The sequence below is a fragment of the Mycobacterium sp. TY815 genome, from assembly GCF_030755135.1.
In the GTDB taxonomy this organism is placed as follows: Bacteria; Actinomycetota; Actinomycetes; order Mycobacteriales; family Mycobacteriaceae; genus Mycobacterium.
Map to the genome: position 1 here is coordinate 98,133 of NZ_JAUFRX010000003.1, position 19,612 is coordinate 117,744.

Genomic DNA, 19,612 nt, shown 5'->3' on the forward strand with positions numbered 1-19,612 from the left:
AATGAAGCCCCGCGTCCGCGATCATAACGCTTGATTCGCGGCTTGGAAAACCGGACGCCCGCGCGTCTTGTAGCAATCCTCCGTTGCGGCCCCAACCGCACGTTTGCGGTGGTGGAGTGGCGATCTCGCAGACATATCGCCGAAGCCGGTTCGCACGTTTGGCGGTCCAGGGAGCCGGGTATCCGCGCGGCATCGAAACGGCGATCTATTCGCTCGGAGCGTTGTCGAGGCTGTCGATCGACACTCGCTGTTATCGCTGTGTTATCCACAGATCCACCGAAAGCTGGCCGATAGAGGCTGTGTCCGCCACCCATCCCAATTGTGGATAAACCTGTGGAAATTGTGGATAGCTCCATTTAGCTGTGTCCTACGTCACGCCTATGCCCGGTGTGGCGCCTGTTGGGCACGTCGCTGGCTGTGCTATGGCCCCGCCGCTCCGCCGCCTGTCGCCCAGCACCTATTAGGCTGGTCCGGTGATTCAGGTGTGCTCCCAGTGCGGCACGCGGTGGAATGTGCGCGAACGACAGCGCACCTGGTGCCCACGCTGCCGGGGCGCCCTGATGGCGCCGCTGGCCGACGCGCCCCCGGGTGACCCTCGGTGGAGCGCGCAAGCCGGGCCCCAGCCCTCGCCCGCGCCGCGCACGCCGCCCCGGCTTCCGCCGGGTTTCCGCTGGATAGCGGTGCGGCCGGGGGCCGCACCACCGATACGGCGGATGCGCCGGCCGTTGGGCCCCACACCGCGTTACACGGTGATTCCCCGCTGGGGTCTGGTCGACCGCGTCAGTCCGGTTGCGCCGACGTCACCGGACGCCACGGTCAAGGCGGGGCCGAGTCCCGAAGTCGTGCGGGTGATGCTGTTCGCAACCCAGTTGGTGCTGGCCGGCGCTGCGCTGGTGTACGCGGCGCGCTATGGACTGCTGATCTATAACCGCGATTCGCTGCTGAACTCGCTGGTCGCCCTGGCGGCGGACTGGATCGGGATTGCCGCGAGCGTGGCAGCGATGGCAGTGATGCTGGGATCCTTCGTCGTCCTGGTGAAGTGGTTGATCGCCCGTCGTGCTGAGGCCTTCAGCTACCACGGGCTGCCCGAGCACCGCTCGCCCCGTCGAATGTGGGCCGGCTGCCTGCTGCCCTTCGCGAACCTGGTGATGGCGCCCGTCTACGTCATCGAACTCGCACTTGTGGAGGACCACTACGAACGGGTGCGCAAGCCGATCTACCTGTGGTGGCTCGCCTGGACCGTCAGCTACGTGGTGTCGCTGTTCGCCATCGCCACCAGCTTGTCCAGCGATGCGCAGGGCATCGCCAACAACACCGTGATGGTGGTGTTCGGTTATCTGGCCGCCGCGGTCACGGTCGCCGGAGTGGGACGCGTCTTCGAAGGATTCGAGCGCAAGCCCGTCGAACGCCCGGCGCACCGCTGGCTCGTCGTCGAAGCCGATCGGCCCGCGCCTTCAGCAGCAGCCGCTCCGGTTGAGCTGGAGGGACAGGAACCGGCAGCATAGGCGTATGACGCGGGCGGATGAGGTCCTCGCCGGGCACCCTTTCGTGGTCGCCCACCGGGGGGCGTCGTCGTCCCGCCCGGAGCACACTCTGGCCGCCTATGACCTTGCGCTCAAAGAAGGCGCCGACGGTGTGGAGTGCGACGTCCGGCTGTCCCGCGACGGTCACCTGGTCTGCGTGCACGACCGCCGCCTGGACCGAACCTCGACGGGTGAGGGATTGGTCAGCACCGCGACGCTGGCCGAGTTGCGCGAACTGGAATACGGCGTGTGGCACGACAGCTGGCGACCAGATGGCGCGCACGGTGACACCGGCCTGCTGACGCTCGACGCACTCGTGGCGATGGTGCTCGACTGGCACCGTCCGGTGAAGATCTTCGTCGAGACCAAGCATCCGGTCAGGTACGGCTCACTGGTGGAAAGCAAACTGCTGGCGCTGCTGCACCGCTTCGGCATCGCCGCACCGCCGTCCGCGGACCGATCGCGTGCGGTGGTGATGTCGTTCTCCGCCGCCGCCGTGTGGCGGGTGCGCAGGGCGGCGCCGATGTTGCCCACGGTGTTACTGGGCAAGACCGGTCGATATCTCACCAGCAGCGCCGCGACGGCGGTCGGAGCCACCGCAGTGGGGCCGTCGCTGGCCGCGCTGCGCGATTACCCGCAGTTGGTGGATCGCTCCGCCGCCCAGGGCAGGTCGGTCTACTGCTGGACGGTCGATGAGTACGACGACATCGATTTCTGCCGTGAGGTGGGGGTGGCGTGGATCGCCACGAATCACCCCGGCCGCACCAAGGCGTGGCTGGAGAAGCGGAAGGCGAGCGAGAGCAGCGGTTGATCGGCGTCGTGCCCGGCTTACGGCTGGTCCTGCAAAGCCGTCGCCGGCACCGGCGCATCGGCGGCCAGCGCGTCGAACAGGTCGCGAGCGGCGTCGTGATTCCAGACCACCACTGAGCCCACGCCGGTGTCGGTGAACTCTCCGATCGGGACCGTCATCGGGGTGGTGGGGCCGTGCAGCGCCCAGCCGAGCCGGGCCAGGTCCCACGCGTGGTCATCGCGGTCGAGCGTCAGCGCGCCGGCCGCCGCGTGCGGCACCGAATACCAGCGCCAGGGGTTGAGCCACACCGTCGGGCTGGTCGCGCGGTGCAGCAGCGCCGACATGAACTCCCGTTGATGGATCATCCGGTCCAGATCCGCCCGCGGGGTGGCGCGCGTCCGGACGTAACCCAGGGCGCTGCGGCCGTCCAACTGCTGGCACCCGGCAGGCAGGTCCAGACCCGCCAATGGATCGCGTATCGGCTCGGCGGGGCACACGCTCACCCCGCCCAGTGCGTCGACCAGCACGGCGAATCCGCCGAATCCGACCTCGGCGTAGTGGTCCAGACGTAAGCCGGTGGCCTGCTCGACGGTCTGCGCCAGCAACGGCGCACCGCCTTGCGAGAAGGCGGCGTTGATCTTGTCGCGGCCGTGCCCCGGGATCGGCACGTACGAGTCGCGGGGGATCGATACCAGGGTGGTCCGCGCGTTGGACCCGAGCCCCGGCACGTGCACCACCATGATGGTGTCGGTCCGTCCCGTCCCGACGTCGCCGCCGGTGGCCAGTTGCTCCTGCTGCTCGGGGGACAGGTCCTGGCGACTGTCGGATCCGACGAGCAGCCAATTGGTGCCGCGTCCAGGAGCAGGACGGTCCGCGTAGTTGGTCAGCACCGACTGGCGGTGCACGGCGGAGTCGAACCAGAGCATGCCGCCCAGCACGCCCGCGGTCGCCAGCAGTAGCAGGATCATCAGCGTCAAGGCCGCGGTGCGCAGCCACCGGCGTTTGCCGCGCTTCCTCCGGCGGGGTTTGGGCGGAGCCGGTGGCGGTGGCGCGGCGACTCGTCCCGCGGGCGGCGGTGGTGTGGACGCCCGTCCCGGCGGCGGCGGTGCCCCGGCTCGTCCCGCGGGTGGTGGGGGCGTTAAGGCGGCCCGTCCCGGCGCACGCGGTGGCCGCGCGTCCCGGCGGATCACCGGGGCGGGCTCCGGACCGACTGGCTGGCCCGGCGGAGTCGGGTCGGGTCTGCGCAATCGGGCCGGTGGTCGATCACCGTTCACCCGGTTAACTTACGTCGCCAAGCCCGTTATCGGCGTGCGCGCAGCCCATTGACGAACGGGCATCCCATCAGAACGCGGATGGCCTGACGCAGACCGTTCATGTCGTCGACCGGCTTGTGGAACGGCAGCCGGACGTCACGGTCACCGTCGTTGCCTTCCACGCGGAACCGCACGCCGTAGCGGTCCAGGCCCAGAGGGCGTACCTGACCACGGCGCAGCGGCGCCGGCAGTCGGGAGACCAGCCGGGCGACGACGTCGTTGTGCGCGGTGGCGAGGTGCCACAGCAACGTCGACTCGATCTCGCAGAAGGGGTCGGGCCGGGCGGCGAGCAGGTCGCGGACGGAGACCGGCTCGGCACCGGTGGCATCGGTCACCACGACGGAGTCGATCACCAGGCGGAGCAGGGTGTACCGCGGTTCATCGTCGTCCGACGCCGTCGACCGCGGTGTATCTACCTGCAGCAGCACCGGGTTCGGGTCCTCGGTGGCGATCAGGTCCAGCATCTTGGCCACCGCACCAGGTGGAATCCGGTGCAGCTGACCCCGCACCCATACCAGCGAACGCACGGGTTCGCGGACCGGAAGCGGCGCATAGTCGGTGAGTTCCAGCAACGCCTGTGTGCCGCATTGCAGGTCGGTGGCACCCCCGCGGGGAACGGCCACGGCGAAGGAGCCGTCGTGCAGCAGGTGGTGGACGGGCGCAGTCACCGGCTCCTGGCCCTCGACTGCCAGCAGGGCACCATCGGCCCGTGAACAGGCGCTGCGGATGCGTTCGGCGGTGGTGGGTGTCGGATATGCGACCGGTAGCACCGTAACCTCCTGTTTGTTAGGTAAGCCTAAGGTAACTTAGCCGGGCGGGCGGAGCAAGGCCCGGCGCGACGGACCCGCGCCGTTAGGGTTGTGTCGTGGCCCGCATCGCTTACCTCGGTCCGGAGGGGACGTTCACCGAGGCTGCTCTGCTGAAAATGGCCGCTAACGGGCTGGTTCCTGGCCATGACCCGCAGGCGCTGCAGCCGTTGCCTGTCGACAGCACCCCCGCCGCCCTGGACGCGGTGCGCGACGGCGCCGCGGACTACGCCTGCGCGCCCATCGAGAACTCGATCGACGGCTCGCTGGCGCCCACTCTGGACAGCCTGGCCATCGGTTCACCGCTGCAGATTTACGCCGAGACCACGCTGGATGTGTCGTTCAGCATCGTGGTCCGGCCCGGCCGCACCGCCGCGGACGTGCGCACGCTGGCCGCTTTCCCGGTGGCCGCGGCGCAGGTGCGGCGCTGGGTCCGCACCCATCTGCCCGCCGCCGAGCTCAAACCGGCCTACTCCAACGCCGACGCCGCGCAGCAGGTGTCCGACGGCGGGGTCGATGCCGCAGTCACCACACCGCTGGCCGGGACGCACCGCGGCCTGGAGGTGATCGCCGAGGGCGTGGTCGACGAGTCCAACGCGCGCACCCGCTTCGTGCTGATCGGACAACCCGGTCCGCCGCCGGCCCGCACCGGCGCCGATCGCACCGCGGCGGTGTTGCGGATCGAGAACGTCCCGGGCGCGTTGTTGCAGGCGCTGACCGAGTTCGCGATGCGCGGCATCGACCTCACCCGGATCGAGTCGCGTCCCACCCGTACCGGGCTGGGCACGTACATGTTCTTCGTGGATTGCGTCGGCCACATCGATGACGATGCGGTCGCTCAGGCACTCATGGCGTTGCACCGTCGTTGTGCCGATGTGCGTTATTTGGGTTCCTGGCCGACGGGTCAGGCTGCGGGGGTGCTCCCGCCGGCTTCGGAAGAGGCTTCGAGCTGGCTGGCGGGGCTGCGACATGGGGAGATACAACGATGAGCGGCCGGTTGGTGTTGGTGCGCCACGGGCAATCGTTCGGCAACGTCGAACGACGGCTGGACACCCTGCCGCCGGGAGCGGCACTGACCCCGCTGGGGCGTGATCAGGCGCGGGCGTTCGCGCGCGGCGGGCACAGTCGCCCGGCCATCCTGGCGCATTCCGTGGCTGTCCGGGCCTCGCAAACCGCGGCGGTCATTGCCACTGAACTCGACCTACCGGCTCAGGAGGTGGCCGGCATCCACGAGGTGCAGGTCGGTGACCTGGAAAACCGCAACGACGACGAGGCGGTCGCCGAGTTCCAGGCCATCTACAAGCGCTGGCATCTCGGCGAATTGGACGTGGCGCTGCCTGGCGGCGAAACCGCCAACGACGTCCTGGCGCGGTACGTGCCGGTGCTCACCGAGCTGCGCATGCGCTATCTGGACGACGAACGCTTCGACGGCGACATCGTGGTGGTCAGCCACGGCGCGGCGATCCGGCTGGCGGCGGCGGTGCTGGCGGGCGTGGACGGCACCTTTGTCCTCGACAATCCGCTGGACAACGCCGAATCGGTGGCGCTGGCTCCCATCACCGATGGGCGATGGAGTTGCGTGCGCTGGGGTGGCCTGACGCCGCCGTTCTATCCCGAACCCGGCATCGCGGACCCGGCGAAGCACGCCGGGAAAGACCCTGTGGCGTCAAGCACCGATCCCATGCGCTGATCTGATCGGTTCCGCGAACGACTCGGCGCAGGCGCAACCGACGACGTCGCAGTCGACGACGAATGCGTGAGTGAACAACTCCGGGGCGACGCAGTCCGGCTCGGTGCATTCCGGCCGGCCCGACCAGTGAATGATGACGGTGCCGTGGCAGTGATCTAAGCCTGCCCGGCAATCGCGGCAGCCTGTGCTCATATGCCGTTCATAGCACCGTGGGCCGACAGAACTTGGTTGCCGCGCCTACTCGGAGCCCGGCAATCAGGCCCAACCCAGCTCATCGAGCCTGTCGTCGTCGATGCCGAAGTGGTGGGCGATCTCGTGAATCACCGTGATCGCGACCTGCTCGACTACGTCGGTGTCGGATTCGCAGACGTCCAGCAGCGCGTCGCGATAGATGGTGATGGTGTCCGGCAGCGCTCCGGCGTAGTCGGAGTCGCGCTCGGTCAACGCCACCCCCTCGTACAGTCCGAGCAGGTCATCCTCCTCGGGATGCCGGTCAGCGACCAGCACCACGACGTTGTCCATCGCGGCGGTCAGCTCGGTCGGGATCAAGTCGAGTGCATCGGAGACCAACTCGTCGAACCGCTGCGGGTCCATCCCCACGGCCACCGGCTAATTGGGAGGCGGTTCGTTGGCCGGCGCGCCGTCGGGCGCCTGGGCCGGCGCACCTCCGTCGGCCGGCGGTGGTGCCTGGGTGGGGGAGGGTGCCTGGCTCGCCGGAGACGAGGGCGCCCGGGTGGGCGTCACCACCGGCTGCTGGTTGGGTAGATGCTGGTCACCCTGCGGGGTGGGCGGTGTCTGCTGCTGAGGCTGCGGCGCCGACGGCTGCTGAGTCGGCAGCTGCGCCGGGATCTGCGGAAGGGTCAGCCGCTCCTGAGGAATGTCCGGCGGCGGGACCGGCGCCTGACCGTTGATCAGCAGCGGTCCCTTGGCGCTGTTGAGCAGTGTGGACCAGCCCCCGTTGCCCAGGGTCGCGCCGATGCTGCACGCGACCTCGCGGCTGCCCGCCGACCAGCTGGGCAGTGAAATCGTCGGATAGATCAACGTCAACGTCGTGGTGCGCAGCTTGATGGGCGCCAGGTAGGCGTCCGTCATCTTGGTGCACGCGTCCTTGATGAAACCGTCCTGCTCGGCTTCCGGCGGCAGCGCGTTAGGGAACTTCTCGGCGAGGTTGACCGTGCCGGTGACCTCCATGGCGTGCGGGGCCGAGCAGTCCACCGGCACATCGACAGGCTGGTTGGTCGCCGGGTCGATACCCAAGCAGGTGCCCGCCGGCCAGACTTTCGACTGGTCGATATCGGCGACCTTGCCCTTGAAGGCGACCTGTTCGTTGTTGGGGCCGGGCAGCTGCAGCCCGCATAGCATGCGGCGCTCGCCGTTCTGGCGCCAGGCCCGGTCGCCCGACCACAGCATGCTGACCGTGAATTTGCTGTTGGGGTCGAACTTCGGGCCCAGGTAGCGGCGCACCGCCGGATCACACTGCTCGGCGTTGATCTGCTGGATGCGGGCCGGAGACGGGGGCGCGGCGCTGGGGCCGTACTCCGTACCGGGGAAGGTGCGCATATCGACGGACTCGGCGACCTCAAAACGGTGGTCGTCGGCGCAGTTGACGATGCTGGCCGATTCCGGCGTGCCGTCCGGCCAGTTCAGACAGTCGCCGCTGTTGGCACGCGCGAACGCGGCGTTGCCCTTGGAACCGGTGCTGGGCACCGGGTCGCTGTCGATGAAACCGGCCAGCCGTCCGGGGCCGGTGCCCACGGTGGGCAGCGCGGTTACCAGACCGGCGATGAGCAGGCCGCCCAGCGCGGTGAGGAGCAAACCTCGCCTGGTCGAGGATGCCTGCAGCGAGCGCGGCCAGCGGGACCGCTGCGGGGGCTCCTGGGGTTCGAGGGTGTCGGCCGCCTGGGATTCCTCGACAACCGACGGCTCTGGCGCCTCGTCGGCGGCAGGGTCGGGTACCGGTTCTTTCTCGGGCGCGTCCAACATCGGCTCCATTCTGACAGGACCGGTGCAGAGGCGTGAAAATCGTTGCGCATGTGAGATCCGGCAGAGACCCGGGAAGTAGTCTTGCGGCCGTGATCGACCTCAAGCTCCTCCGGGAGGAGCCCGACGCCGTACGACGCTCGCAACTCAGCCGCGGTGAGGACCCGGCCCTGGTAGACGCCCTGTTGAGCGCCGACACCGCGCGCCGCGCGGCGATCTCGGCCGCCGACTCGCTGCGTGCCGAACAGAAGGCCGCCAGCAAGAGCGTCGGCAAGGCGTCCCCCGAGGAGCGCCCGGCGCTGTTGCAGCGCGCCAAGGACCTCGCCGAGCAGGTCAAGGCCGCCGAGGCCGATCAGACTGCGGCCGAGGCGGCGTTCACCGCCGCCCACATGGCCATCTCCAACGTCATCATCGACGGGGTCCCGGCCGGAGGAGAGGACGATTACGCCGTCGTGGAGGTGGTCGGTGAGCCGCCCACGTTGACCGACCCGAAGGACCACCTCGAGCTCGGCGAATCGCTGGGGCTGATCGACATGCAACGCGGCGCCAAGGTGTCGGGCTCCCGGTTCTACTTTCTGACCGGACGCGGCGCGCTGCTGCAGCTCGGTCTGCTGCAACTGGCACTGCGGGTGGCCGTCGAGAACGGTTTCATCCCGATGATCCCGCCGGTGCTGGTTCGTCCGGAGGTGATGTCAGGCACCGGCTTCCTGGGCGCGCACGCCGACGAGATTTACCGGCTCGAGGCCGACGACCTCTACCTGGTGGGCACCTCGGAGGTGCCGTTGGCCGGTTACCACTCCGGGGAGATCCTGGACCTGACCAACGGGCCGCTGCGGTATGCCGGCTGGTCGTCGTGTTTCCGGCGCGAGGCCGGCAGCTACGGCAAGGACACCCGCGGCATCATCCGGGTACACCAATTCGACAAGGTGGAGGGCTTCGTCTACTGCCGGCCGGAGGAGGCCGAGGCCGAGCATCAACGGCTGCTGGGCTGGCAGCGCGAAATGCTGGCGCATATCGAAGTGCCCTACCGGGTGATCGATGTGGCGGCGGGCGACCTCGGCTCGTCGGCGGCGCGCAAGTACGACTGCGAAGCCTGGGTGCCCACCCAGGCGACCTACCGGGAGCTGACCTCGACGTCGAACTGCACCACCTTCCAGGCCCGCCGGCTGGCCACGCGCTACCGCGACGCCAACGGCAAGCCGCAGACCGCGGCCACGCTCAACGGGACGCTGGGCACCACCCGCTGGCTGGTGTCGATCCTGGAGAACCACCAGCAGCCCGACGGCAGCGTGCGCGTGCCGGCGGCGTTGGTGCCCTTCGTGGGCACCGAAATTCTCGAACCTGCCGGCTGAGCATTAGCCGACGGCAAATGTGGGCATTCTGTGTGAACATTTGCTGAAGTGGACCGGCGGCCGCGCTGCGATTCTTCCGGGCCTGTGGTGGGGGGAAGCGTCATGGGGCTGCTTGGCGTGTGGTGGAGACGCGCGGACCACTACGACCAGTTGAGTTCGCTGCTGGAAGCGCGACGAATGTGCATCTTGGCCCGGTCCATCATCTCGGTCATTGCCGGCGGGCTGGTCCTCGACGCCCTCGCAACCATCTGGACGCCGACCGGGCCGCAGACAGGGATCCAGATCGGCTGTGCCGTCGCCGCCAGCGTCGGCGCCGCGGCGGGCTCGCTGTTGTGGGCCGTGTGCTGGCCGACCCGCGTGCAGGCGATCACGTTCGCGGTGGTCTCAAACGCCAGCATCGCGTTGATCGCCCTGGCGCAGAGCGATCCCATCGTCGAAATGTTCACGTGCACGACTTTTGCGGCAATGGCGTTCTACATCGCGCTCTTCCACACCCCGCGGCTGATGGCCTACAACTTTGCGGTCGCGATTGTGGTCGCCGCCTCTGCCGGACTCCGGATTGCCGCCATGTACCACGTCGTCGGCGCAGCGTGCGGACTGTCGCTCGTGCTGCTGCTCAACCTTGCGGTCCCCTTCGGCATTCAGGCGGTCGTCTATGTGCTTGGCGCCGATGCGATGCGTGCGGAACGCGATCAACTGACCGGGTTGCTCAACCGGCGCGCGTTCGACCGCTATGTCAAGGCCCGCATTGCGCAGGACCGCGAGCTCTCCGCACGCCTCGTCGTGACGATGATCGACCTGGACCGCTTCAAGTTTCTCAACGATCAACACGGACACAGCGCCGGCGACGCCGCGCTGGTCGCGGTTGCCCGTGCCTTGCGGGAGTGCACCGACGACACCGCGCTGCTGGCCCGGGTGGGTGGTGAGGAGTTCGTCATCGCCGACTTCTGCGACCCCGATGAGGTCCAGCGCCGGGCGCAGCGGCTGTGTGACGCCATCGCCGCGCTGCCGTTCGGCCTCACCGCCAGCGTGGGCACCGCGGGCGCCGATCGGCAGCCGGTCGCCGCACTCGACGCGCGCGCCGCATTCGATGACCGCACCTCGCTCCACGAGTTGATCTGCGCTGCCGACGCGGCGATGTACGTCGCGAAACGCCGCGGCGGGAACCAGACCTGGCACCACCAGGGCGACTACCGCAACGACGGGATCAGTGCCTAGGCGTTGACCTTGGGCACCCGGACGCTCGCGGCCCGCTCGTGCCGGTGCTGGCGCTCGATGGTGGCGAAGTAGAAGGCGAACGCGAACGCGAAACTGGTGAACAGGCTGCTCACGAAGAACAGCCAGGGCCGCTTGTACCCGCGGCGGTAGCCGTCGGTGATCGAGAACAGCGGCAGCAGAATCACATTCGCGATCGTGTAGTCCTGGCCGGCCGAGCCGGCGGCCGGGTTGGTGAACATCAGCTGGATGTACTGCGTCCAGCTGCCCGGACCCCAGAGTGGGTTGTGTACGCCCATGTGGGCGTACTCCTGCACGAAACGAATGTTGAAGTACCAGCCCAGCGCGACAGAGGCGATGCCGACGACGTAGTACGTGATTTCCAGTGGCGAGAACAGCGGACCGACGGCCGGCCGCGCATACACCTGGCGGTTGGAGGAGACGATCCAGAAGATGACGGCGATACCCAGGACGGCGTGGGCGATGAGAGACACCATGGCCGCAGTCTCACCCGGCCCGCGAAGTTTTGTCAATATTGTCATAACGTATTCCTGACCGGCTGGGGTACCTTACTGCCATGGTCAGGCCGGCTCAGACGGCGCGGAGCGAGCGCACCCGGGAGGCGCTGCGCCAGGCGGCCGTGGTGCGATTCCTGGCCCAGGGCGTGGAAGATACGTCGGCCGAGCAGATCGCGGCCGACGCCGGAGTCTCGTTGCGGACCTTCTACCGGCACTTCAGTTCCAAGCACGATCTGCTGTTCGCCGACTACACCGGTCTGAACTGGTTTCGGGCTGCGCTGGATGCCCGCCCGGTCGACGAGGCGGTCATCGACTCGGTGCAGGCGGCTGTCTTCGCGTTTCCCTATGACGTGGAGGCCGTGACCAAGATTGCGACCTTGCGCGGCGGCGAAATCGATCCCGGCCGGATCGTCCGGCACATCCGGGACGTGCAGGCCGATCTGGCCGACGCCATCCAGGCGCAGCTGCTCGGTCGTAGCTGCACCAACGGTCAGCCCGGTGACGCGCGGCTGCGCAGCACGGTGATCGCACGGTGCATCGCGGCGGCCATCTTCGGGGCGATGGAGGCCTGGATGCTGGGCGGTGACCGCTCGCTCAGCGAGCTGGCCCGGATGAGTCACGTGGCGCTGGAATCCCTGCGGACGGGCATCAGCGACTCCTGGGCCACCTGGGCAACCGCCTAAGTTTCGTCATAATTGACAAAACTTCGCCTGCGTGCCAGCCTCCCACTCAGGAGGTCGGCATGTCTGAAACTGGGAACGAGTACGACGCGATTGTCATCGGCGCGGGCCACAACGGGTTGACCGCGGCGGTGATGCTGCAGCGGGCGGGTCTGCGCACCGTCTGCCTGGACGGCAAGCTCTACGCGGGCGGCATGGCCTCCACCGTGGAGCTGTTCGACGGGTATCACTTCGAAATCGCCGGCTCGGTGCAGTTCCCGACCTCGGCGGAGGTGATCAGCGAACTCGGGCTCGACGCGCTGCCGACGGTGGACCTGGAGGTGATGTCGGTAGCACTGCGCGGGGTCGGCGACGATCCTCTCGTTCAGTACAGCGATCCGATGAAGATGTTCGCCCACCTCAACGAGGTGCACGGGGCGGATGCGGTGGCCGGGATGGGCGGTCTGCTGATGTGGGCGCAGGCGCCGACCCGGGCGCTGGGCCGCTTCGAGGCGGGCACGCTGCCCAAGACCTTCGACGAGATGTATGCCTGCGCCACCAACGAATTCGAGCGCTCCGCGATCGACGACATGCTGTTCGGCTCCGTCACCGACGTGCTGGACCGGTACTTCCCGGACCGGGAGAAGCACGGTGCGATCCGGGGGTCGATGACGGTGCTGGCCGTCAACACCCTCTACCGCGGTCCTTCCACGCCGGGCAGCGCCGCCGCCCTGGCTTTCGGGCTGGGAATTCCCGAGGGCGACTTCGTCCAGATGAAGAAGCTGCGCGGGGGGATCGGGGCGCTGACCGCGCACCTGGCGCAGGTCTTGGAGGACAACGGCGGCGAAGTGCGGTTGCGGTCCAAGGTGACCGAGATCCTGGTGGCGGACGGCCGGGTGGCCGGCGTGCGGACGGAGGCCGGGGACACGCTGAGCGCCCCGATCGTCGTCTCCTCGGTGGCGCCCGACGTCACGGTCAACGACCTGATCGACCCGTCGCTGCTGCCCGCCGAGATCCGGGAACGCTACGGGCGCATCGACCACCGCGGCAGCTACCTGCAGATGCACTTCGCACTGGACGAGGCGCCGGAGTTCGTCGCTCCCTACGAGGCGCTCAACGACCCGACCATGCAGGCGTCGATCGGCATCTTCTGCACACCGGAGGAGGTCCAGCAGCAGTGGGAGGACTGCCGCCGCGGCATCGTACCGGCGGATCCGACGCTGGTGCTGCAGATCCCTTCGGTGCACGATCCGGATCTCGCCCCGCAGGGCAAGCACGCCGCGTCAGCCTTCGCGCTGTGGTTCCCCATCGAAGGGGGCGCCGACTACGGCCAGGCCAAGGTCGAGATGGGGCAGCGGGTCATCGACAAGATCACCCGGCTGGCGCCGAATTTCGAGCGCAGCATCACCCGCCACACCACCTTCACGCCCAAGCACATGGGGGTGATGTTCGGTGCGCCCGGCGGGGACTACTGCCACGGCCTGCTGAGCTCCGATCAGATCGGGCAGAATCGACCGGGCCCGAGAGGCTATATCGGACAACCCATTCCGGTGCGGGGCCTGTATCTGGGCAGCGCCGGGTGTCACGGGGGTCCGGGCATCACGTTCACACCGGGCTACAACGCGGGCAAGGCGGCGCTCGAAGACCGCTAGCTCGTTCTGCGCCCGGCGTGCGGCCAGCCGCACCCTCGACGCCGAGCGTGCGGCCCGCCGCACAGTCGGCGAGGGAATCAGCCGCGTTGCGCGAGCAGCTCGTCGAGGCAGGCGAGGAACTCGTCGGGACGCGCCGGCGTGAAGGCCGGCTGCGACCCCGGTATGTCCAGGGTGATCAGCGTCGACTTGAGCGGGCGGTACAGGTCCAACGGCAACCAGCGCCGCAGGTCCGGGCTGCCCCAGATGTTGAATCGAACCGTGAGCAGCCCCAGTGGCTCGGCCTTGTATCCCCGAACCTGGTCCAGGCCGATGACTTTCGCGGTGCCCGAGGGAAAGTGATAGCGGCGCAACGTGATCGCCAGCTGGTCCAGTTGCACGGCGCCGTCGTCGTAGCACAGGTCGGCCGCGGTGCTCATGTCCGCCGGCTCCGCAACTCGTGACCCCGGGTGGTCAGGCAGCGGCCGTCGTCCAATCGCCATTGCCAGCCGTGCAGGTTGCAGGTCAGCGTATTGCCCTCGACGATGCCGAATTTCGACAGGTCGGCCTTCAGGTGCGGGCAGCGCCGCTGAATCTCCCAGCCGTCCAACGTGATTGATGCCGAATCGTCGTGGCTCTCGGCGAACCAGCCGTCGGCGTAGGCGATCCGCTCATCGGTCAGGCACTTGAAGAACGTGTACAGGTATTCGTTGTAACCACCCACGCGCCAGGCCCGGAACCGGGTCGACAAGAAGATGGTGTTGACCCAGTCCGGCTCGTTGTCGCGCAGCACGGTGCGGACCAACTCCGGTGCGATCTCGAACCCGTAGCGGAACTTCTCGTCGGGAATGGCTTCGCGCACGGCGCGTTTCGGGAAGTCCAGGATCACCGTCTCGGGGCCGATCACCAGCTCCACCGGGTAACCGATGCCGTCGCAGATCTCGTTGCTCTGCAACATGATCGGCTCGAACAGCGCCCGCAACGGTTCGAGCAACGGCTCGCCGGTGGCGGGAGCCCAGCCAGCCTTCTCGGCGGCCAGCACCGGCGCCATGCGCTCGGCGTAATCGGCGATGTAGTCGGCCTTGCCGGTGGTGAAGATCGCCTCCACTTCCTCGGTGGGAAGCGGGTGCTGCAGTGAGTTCAGCTGCGGGCCGGTGAAGTCGGCGACCGAGCCGGGCATCATCAGCAGCCCGCGGTCGTGGCCGTGGCGGCGCATCTGGTCCAGGAACACCATCTGGTCCGGGAAGATGTTGCCCGGATCGTCGTGGTCGTCATTGAGCGCGCGAAGTTGGGGATCCAGGAACGCCGGGGGGCCGGCCGACGGCACCACCCAGGTGGCTCCTACCTGGGCGATGTACTGCCGGGCCCGGTCCATGCCGCGCTGCCGCTTCTGGGTGGCGAACGCCTCCTTGGCGCGGGCCGGCATGTCGTAGACCATCGGATACCAGATCGCCCCCGAGTACTGCAGCAGGTGCACGTCGATGTGCCCGAAGTCGGCGGCCAGCACGTCCAGGTCGACCGGACGCGCGTCGTTCATGTTGAACACCGTGGTCTCCCCGTCCGACACCACCAGCGCCGAGTCGCCGATCGGACCGTCCGCCGGTGCCCGCAGGGCGATGATCATGATGTCGAGGTCGCCCTTGGGGCCGGACAACTGGTGGCTCACCGAGTCCGTGGTCTCGAAGAATCGGTGGAACCCCAACTTCTCGAACTCGTGTCGCAGATCGGGCACCGGGAAATCCGGCAGCAGCACCACCGCGTCCTTATTGACGTGAGCCGTCAGCAGCCCGGCGTCGAAATGGTCCTTGTGCAGATGAGAGACGTACAGGTAGTCGCAGTCGCCCAGGGCGTCCCAGTCCAGACCTGAAAAAGCCGGCGAGTTGTCGGGAAACGGGAACCACGAGCCGAAGTAGGCGGGGTTCACCCAGGGGTCGCACAGGATGCTGCCCGCCCGGGTCTGGATCAGAAAGCCGGCATGGCCGACGCTTGTTACCTGCACAAATACCTCTCGGGACCTCTGCTGAGACGCCCCGAGTTTAGCCTGCGTCAGAGGTCCGGGTCTTCCCACAAGCGTCGGTAGTAGTCGATCCGCAGCGGGTCGGGCTCGATGCCGTAGGCGGCGAAGAACTCCGCCTCCCAGTTCCGGCCGGGGTAGTTCCAGCCCAGCGACAGCGTTGCCACGGCCAGGTCGGCCCAGCGGTCGGCGACACCGAGTTCGCCGAAGTCGACATGACCGCAGTAGCGGCCCGCGTCGTCGATCAGCGTGTTCGGCGCGCAGGCGTCGCCGTGGCAGACCACCAGCCGATCGATCGGCGGGGGATTCGGGAGGTTCGCGCGGTGTGCAGGGTGCAGCAGCGGCAGCCGGCTGGCGACCGACCAGTCGAACGGGCACGACGCCACCGGCAGGCTGTCGTGCAGTGTGCGCAACCCCACAGCGATCGCGGCAACCGCGACAGCGGGCGTCGCCTGCCAGCGTGGGTGCACCGCGGACACACCGGGCAGTCCGCCGGTGCGCAGCCAGGCGCCGTCGTCGTCGATGCCGCAGTCGATGACGGGTGGCACCGGGATGTAGGGCGCGGCCCACCGCAACCGCTGGGCTTCGCCTGCGAAATCGGGGGAGTGAACCCCGCCGACTTTGATGAACTCGGTGCCTGTTCCAGAGGTTTCGCCCACCCGGAAGGTGACGTCGCCGAGCTCGTTGCGCCAGACCGCGCGCAGCGGGCGCCCGGCGGCCAGCCGGCGCACCACGGCCGGCACCGGCGGTGGCGTCAGGGGGAAGGACAAAGCGCACCTCCCTGGGCGGGTCTGGCTGCGCATTTTGCCCACTTGGGGTATCCGGCAGCCCGGAGCATTAGGCTGAATTGCTGTGGAACCTGCATACGGCACCGCCATCACCCTCGCCCGAATGATCTTCCGCCTGCAGGGTCTCAAGATCACCGTGACCGGCGTGGAGAACCTGCCGACCAGTGGTGGCGCCGTGGTCGCAATCAACCACACCGGCTATCTGGACTTCACGTTGGCCGGTTTGCCGGCCTACAAGCAGGGGCTGGGCCGCAAAGTGCGGTTCATGGCCAAGCAGGAGGTGTTCGACCACAAGATCTCCGGCCCGCTGATGCGATCCTTCCGGCACATCCCGGTGGACCGGGAAAGTGGTGCTGCGTCGTACGCCGCGGCCGTCGAGAACCTTCGGGCCGGTGAGTTGGTGGGCGTGTACCCGGAGGCGACGATCAGCCGTAGCTTCGAGATCAAAGAGTTCAAGACCGGCGCTGCCCGGATGGCGATCGAAGCCGGCGTGCCGATCGTTCCGCACATCGTGTGGGGCGCACAGCGGATCTGGACGAAGGGCCACCCCAAGAAGATCTTCCGGCCCAAGGTGCCGATTCAGGTGATCGTCGGTGAACCGATCGAGCCGACGCTGTCGACCAATGAACTGACCACACTGCTGCACTCCCGGATGCAGCACCTGCTGATCCGCGCCCAGGAGCAGTACGGCCCCCACCCCGCCGGCGAGTTCTGGGTGCCGCGGCGACTGGGCGGCGGGGCCCCGTCGCTGGCCGAGGCGGCCCGTATGGATGCGGAAGAGGCGGCGGCCAAGGCGGCGCGTCGTGCCGAGCGGGCGCACCCCACTGGAGCCGCGGAGCAGTGACCGATGGCGGAGCCCATTTACCGTGCCTGCGAGATTTTGGCCCAGCTGCTGGTCGGGGCCACCGGAACGCGGATCACGTACGTGGGCGAGCAGAACATTCCCGCGCGGGGCGGTGCCGTGGTCGCCATCAACCACACCAGTTACGTCGACTTTCTGCCGGCCGGCCTGGCGATGCGCCGGCGGCACCGCCGGTTGCGGTTCATGATCAAGGCCGAGATGCAGCGGGTGAAGGTCGTGAACTTCCTGATCAGGCAGAACGGGGCGATTCCGGTGGACCGGAGCGCCGGTCACGATGCGTACGACGCGGCGGTGCAGGCGCTCCGGGACGGCGAGCTGGTCGCGGTCTATCCGGAGGCCACGATCAGCCGCAGCTTCGAGCTCAAGGACTTCAAGACGGGCGCCGCCCGGATGGCGATCGAGGCCGGCGTACCGATTGTCCCGCTCATCGTCTGGGGCGCTCAGCGCATCTGGACCAAGGGCCTGCCCAGGCAGTTGGGGCGCAAGAAGGTGCCGGTGACCGTCGCGGTGGGGCCTCCGCTGCCCGTTGCGCGCGACGTCTCACTGGCCAACAAAGAGCTTTACGAGTCGATGACTTCGCTGTTGCATCGGGTGCAGCAGGATTATCCTCATCCAGCCGGCGAGCATTGGGTGCCGCGCCGGCTTGGCGGCGGGGCGCCAACAGTGGATGAGGCCGCGCGAATGGACGCTGAGGAAACGGCGGCGAGGGGCTTACGCCGGACACCGCGTCAGTCACGGTAGGGAAAAAGGAGACCTAAGAGATGGCCGAGCCAGTCTTCCGGATGCTGGAGTATCTCGTCCCGACAGCTATGGCGCTGAATGGAAACAAGATCACGTACTACGGCCTGGAGAACATTCCTGCCCAGGGCGGCGCCATCATCGCACTGAATCACACCAGCTACGTGGACTGGATTCCCGCGTCGCTTGCCGCCAAGGAGCGCAAGCGCCGGTTGCGGTTCATGATCAAGGCCGAAATGCAGGAGGTGAAGGCGGTCAACTACGTGATCAAGCACATCCAGCTGATCCCGGTCGACCGCAGCATGGGTGCCGACGCCTACGCGGTGGCCGTACAGCGGCTACGGGAGGGCGAGCTTGTCGGGGTGCATCCGGAGGCGACGATCAGCCGGAGCTTCGAACTCCGGGAATTCAAGACCGGGGCAGCGCGGATGGCGGTCGAGGCGCAGGTACCGATCGTTCCGATGATCGTCTGGGGTGCACACCGGATCTGGCCCAAAGATCATCCCAAGAAGCTGGTGCGCAGCAAGATTCCCATCACCGCGGCGATCGGGCCGCCCTTGTCTCCGGGAGGCGACCACGAAGCGCTCAACGCCACTCTGCGTCAGGCGATGCAGGCGATGCTGTACTGGGCGCAGGAGAACTATCCGCATCCCGAGGGCGAGCCCTGGGTGCCGCGCCGGTTGGGCGGCAGTGCGCCGACCCCGGACGAGTCCAAAGAATTCCGTATCGCCGAACTGGCCGAACGAGCCCGCAAGCGCGAGATGTACAACGATGCGGCGAAGAAGCGACAGAAGGCGGGCCCCTCTGACAAACCCGGCCGCTCCTGACCACACGTCGGCTCTGGGATCCGATGCCTGAGCCGACCGCCGAGCGAACTCCGTCGTCGAAGCAGCCTGCGCTCATCGGGTGCGACGTCGACGGCACCCTGCTCAATGAGGAAGAAAGGCTCAGCGCGCGTACGCGCGCGGCGGTTCAGGCCGCGGTAGCCGGTGGTGCTCACTTCGTGCTGGCCACCGGTCGCCCGCCACGCTGGATCAAGCCGGTTGTCGAGGCCCTCGGTTTCGCGCCGATGGCCGTCTGCGCGAACGGTGCGGTCATCTACGACCCCGAACACGACCGGGTGTTGTCGGCGCAGACGCTGTCGGTCGAGACCCTGGCGACCCTCGCGGACGTCGCACGCCGGATCATCCCGGGTGCCGGGCTGGCCGTCGAGCGCATCGGCGAGCGCGCCCACGACACCGCCACACCGCAGTTCATCAGCTCGCCCGGCTACGAGCACGCGTGGCTGAACCCGGACAACACCGAAGTGTCGTTCGACGACTTGCTGAGTGCACCGGCGATCAAGTTGCTGATCCGCAAGGCCGGCGCGGTCAGTGCGGACATGGCTGCGGCGCTGGCCGGGCACATCGGTGACGACAGCGATCTGACGTACTCGACGAACAACGGCCTGCTGGAGATCCTGCCGCGGGGAATCAGTAAGGCCAGTGGCCTGCGCGAGGTCGCCGAACCGCTGGGCATTCTCGAGTCTGAGGTGATCGCCTTCGGCGACATGCCCAACGATGTGCCGATGTTGCTGCAGGCGGGGCTGGGCGTGGCGATGGGCAATGCGCACCCCGACGCACTGGCGGCCGCCGACGAGGTCACCGCGCCCAACAGTCAGGACGGTGTGGCGCGCGTGCTGGAGCGCTGGTGGTCTTAGCCACGCAGGCGGCGACGATGTGGGAGACTGCCCGCGT

Annotated in this window: 21 protein-coding genes and 1 pseudogene; 13 read left to right on the forward strand and 9 right to left on the reverse strand. The window is 68.0% G+C overall.

The features are described from left to right. The first annotated feature begins 473 nt into the window (after positions 1-473). Both QXK92_RS26230 and QXK92_RS26235 read left to right on the forward strand, forming a co-directional pair. Positions 474-1,505, forward strand: a complete 1,032-nt coding sequence (locus QXK92_RS26230) for a DUF4328 domain-containing protein (RefSeq protein WP_306246660.1) — start codon at positions 474-476, stop codon at positions 1,503-1,505. Between the two features lie 4 nt (positions 1,506-1,509). Then, on the forward strand, positions 1,510-2,334 hold the full coding sequence (locus QXK92_RS26235) for a glycerophosphodiester phosphodiesterase (protein ID WP_306246662.1): 825 nt from the start codon (positions 1,510-1,512) through the stop codon (positions 2,332-2,334). Positions 2,335-2,351: 17 nt separating this feature from the next. Here the strand turns inward: QXK92_RS26235 and QXK92_RS26240 are convergent, their stop codons facing one another. Further along, positions 2,352-3,305 (reverse strand): LCP family protein, encoded by a 954-nt coding sequence (locus QXK92_RS26240; RefSeq protein ID WP_371934617.1) that lies wholly within the window; start codon positions 3,303-3,305, stop codon positions 2,352-2,354. A gap of 10 nt (positions 3,306-3,315) precedes the next feature. On the opposite strand from QXK92_RS26240, the gene QXK92_RS26245 reads away from it, so the two are divergent. Then, complete coding sequence (locus QXK92_RS26245; RefSeq protein ID WP_306246665.1) at positions 3,316-3,639, forward strand: hypothetical protein; 324 nt, start codon at positions 3,316-3,318, stop codon at positions 3,637-3,639. Here the strand turns inward: QXK92_RS26245 and QXK92_RS26250 are convergent. Continuing rightward, positions 3,614-4,396 carry a DUF2470 domain-containing protein gene (locus QXK92_RS26250; protein WP_306246667.1) on the reverse strand — a complete coding sequence of 261 codons (783 nt, stop codon included), beginning with the start codon at positions 4,394-4,396 and terminating at the stop codon, positions 3,614-3,616. The genes QXK92_RS26245 and QXK92_RS26250 overlap by 26 nt on opposite strands. Positions 4,397-4,491: 95 nt before the next feature. Here QXK92_RS26250 and pheA point away from each other — a divergent pair, with 95 nt between their 5' ends. Together pheA and QXK92_RS26260 are read left to right on the forward strand one after the other, a co-directional pair. Further along, positions 4,492-5,421 (forward strand): prephenate dehydratase, encoded by a 930-nt coding sequence (gene pheA / locus QXK92_RS26255; protein ID WP_306246669.1) that lies wholly within the window; start codon positions 4,492-4,494, stop codon positions 5,419-5,421. Then, positions 5,418-6,122: a histidine phosphatase family protein gene (locus QXK92_RS26260; protein WP_306246671.1), complete on the forward strand. Its 705-nt coding sequence runs from the start codon at positions 5,418-5,420 to the stop codon at positions 6,120-6,122. Before pheA ends, QXK92_RS26260 begins: the two co-directional genes overlap by 4 nt. On the opposite strand, the gene QXK92_RS26265 is transcribed toward QXK92_RS26260, so the two are convergent. The 3 genes and pseudogenes from QXK92_RS26265 to QXK92_RS26275 form a co-directional block, all read right to left on the reverse strand. Beyond that, a complete protein-coding gene (locus QXK92_RS26265) occupies positions 6,099-6,314 on the reverse strand; it encodes a hypothetical protein (RefSeq protein WP_306246673.1) in 216 nt (71 codons plus the stop codon). The two genes, QXK92_RS26260 and QXK92_RS26265, sit on opposite strands and share 24 nt — an antisense overlap. After that, positions 6,311-6,728 (reverse strand): annotated as a pseudogene (locus QXK92_RS26270) (metallopeptidase family protein). Before QXK92_RS26270 ends, QXK92_RS26265 begins: the two are co-directional and overlap by 4 nt. A gap of 3 nt (positions 6,729-6,731) precedes the next feature. Further along, a complete protein-coding gene (locus tag QXK92_RS26275; RefSeq protein ID WP_371934602.1) occupies positions 6,732-8,114 on the reverse strand; it encodes a septum formation family protein in 1,383 nt (460 codons plus the stop codon). A gap of 80 nt (positions 8,115-8,194) precedes the next feature. On the opposite strand from QXK92_RS26275, the gene serS reads away from it, so the two are divergent. Further along, positions 8,195-9,454: a serine--tRNA ligase gene (gene serS, locus QXK92_RS26280; protein ID WP_306246677.1), complete on the forward strand. Its 1,260-nt coding sequence runs from the start codon at positions 8,195-8,197 to the stop codon at positions 9,452-9,454. A 102-nt stretch (positions 9,455-9,556) separates the two neighbouring features. Beyond that, complete coding sequence (locus tag QXK92_RS26285) at positions 9,557-10,672, forward strand: GGDEF domain-containing protein (RefSeq protein ID WP_306246679.1); 1,116 nt, start codon at positions 9,557-9,559, stop codon at positions 10,670-10,672. On the opposite strand, the gene QXK92_RS26290 is transcribed toward QXK92_RS26285, so the two are convergent. Then, on the reverse strand, positions 10,669-11,166 hold the full coding sequence (locus tag QXK92_RS26290; RefSeq protein WP_306246681.1) for a DUF2834 domain-containing protein: 498 nt from the start codon (positions 11,164-11,166) through the stop codon (positions 10,669-10,671). The genes QXK92_RS26285 and QXK92_RS26290 overlap by 4 nt on opposite strands. An 80-nt stretch (positions 11,167-11,246) precedes the next feature. Between QXK92_RS26290 and QXK92_RS26295 the strand changes: the two genes are divergently transcribed. Continuing rightward, positions 11,247-11,870 (forward strand): TetR/AcrR family transcriptional regulator, encoded by a 624-nt coding sequence (locus QXK92_RS26295; RefSeq protein WP_306246684.1) that lies wholly within the window; start codon positions 11,247-11,249, stop codon positions 11,868-11,870. Positions 11,871-11,929: 59 nt separating this feature from the next. Then, positions 11,930-13,498 carry an NAD(P)/FAD-dependent oxidoreductase gene (locus QXK92_RS26300; protein ID WP_306246686.1) on the forward strand — a complete coding sequence of 523 codons (1,569 nt, stop codon included), beginning with the start codon at positions 11,930-11,932 and terminating at the stop codon, positions 13,496-13,498. Between the two features lie 77 nt (positions 13,499-13,575). Here the strand turns inward: QXK92_RS26300 and QXK92_RS26305 are convergent, their stop codons facing one another. The 3 genes from QXK92_RS26305 to QXK92_RS26315 are packed head-to-tail and all read right to left on the reverse strand — an operon-like array spanning position 13,576 to position 16,258. Further along, positions 13,576-13,914, reverse strand: coding sequence for a hypothetical protein (locus QXK92_RS26305; protein WP_306246688.1), 339 nt, complete (start codon positions 13,912-13,914; stop codon positions 13,576-13,578). Beyond that, the gene (locus tag QXK92_RS26310; protein WP_306246690.1) at positions 13,911-15,473 is read right to left on the reverse strand and encodes an MBL fold metallo-hydrolase; all 1,563 of its coding nucleotides are present in this window, start codon (positions 15,471-15,473) and stop codon (positions 13,911-13,913) included. The genes QXK92_RS26305 and QXK92_RS26310 overlap by 4 nt, the downstream gene beginning before the upstream one ends. A gap of 47 nt (positions 15,474-15,520) precedes the next feature. Continuing rightward, complete coding sequence (locus QXK92_RS26315; RefSeq protein WP_306246692.1) at positions 15,521-16,258, reverse strand: phosphotransferase; 738 nt, start codon at positions 16,256-16,258, stop codon at positions 15,521-15,523. An 82-nt stretch (positions 16,259-16,340) separates the two neighbouring features. Here QXK92_RS26315 and QXK92_RS26320 point away from each other — a divergent pair, with 82 nt between their 5' ends. Genes QXK92_RS26320 through QXK92_RS26335 form a run of 4 tightly spaced genes read left to right on the forward strand, consistent with a single transcriptional unit; the run spans position 16,341 to position 19,575 of the window. Beyond that, on the forward strand, positions 16,341-17,120 hold the full coding sequence (locus QXK92_RS26320; protein ID WP_306246694.1) for a 1-acyl-sn-glycerol-3-phosphate acyltransferase: 780 nt from the start codon (positions 16,341-16,343) through the stop codon (positions 17,118-17,120). Positions 17,121-17,123: 3 nt separating this feature from the next. Beyond that, positions 17,124-17,879 carry a 1-acyl-sn-glycerol-3-phosphate acyltransferase gene (locus tag QXK92_RS26325; RefSeq protein WP_306246696.1) on the forward strand — a complete coding sequence of 252 codons (756 nt, stop codon included), beginning with the start codon at positions 17,124-17,126 and terminating at the stop codon, positions 17,877-17,879. Positions 17,880-17,899: 20 nt separating this feature from the next. Next, positions 17,900-18,703 (forward strand): 1-acyl-sn-glycerol-3-phosphate acyltransferase, encoded by an 804-nt coding sequence (locus QXK92_RS26330; protein WP_306246698.1) that lies wholly within the window; start codon positions 17,900-17,902, stop codon positions 18,701-18,703. 23 nt (positions 18,704-18,726) lie between these two features. After that, complete coding sequence (locus QXK92_RS26335) at positions 18,727-19,575, forward strand: HAD family hydrolase (protein ID WP_306246700.1); 849 nt, start codon at positions 18,727-18,729, stop codon at positions 19,573-19,575. Positions 19,576-19,612: the final 37 nt, after the last annotated feature.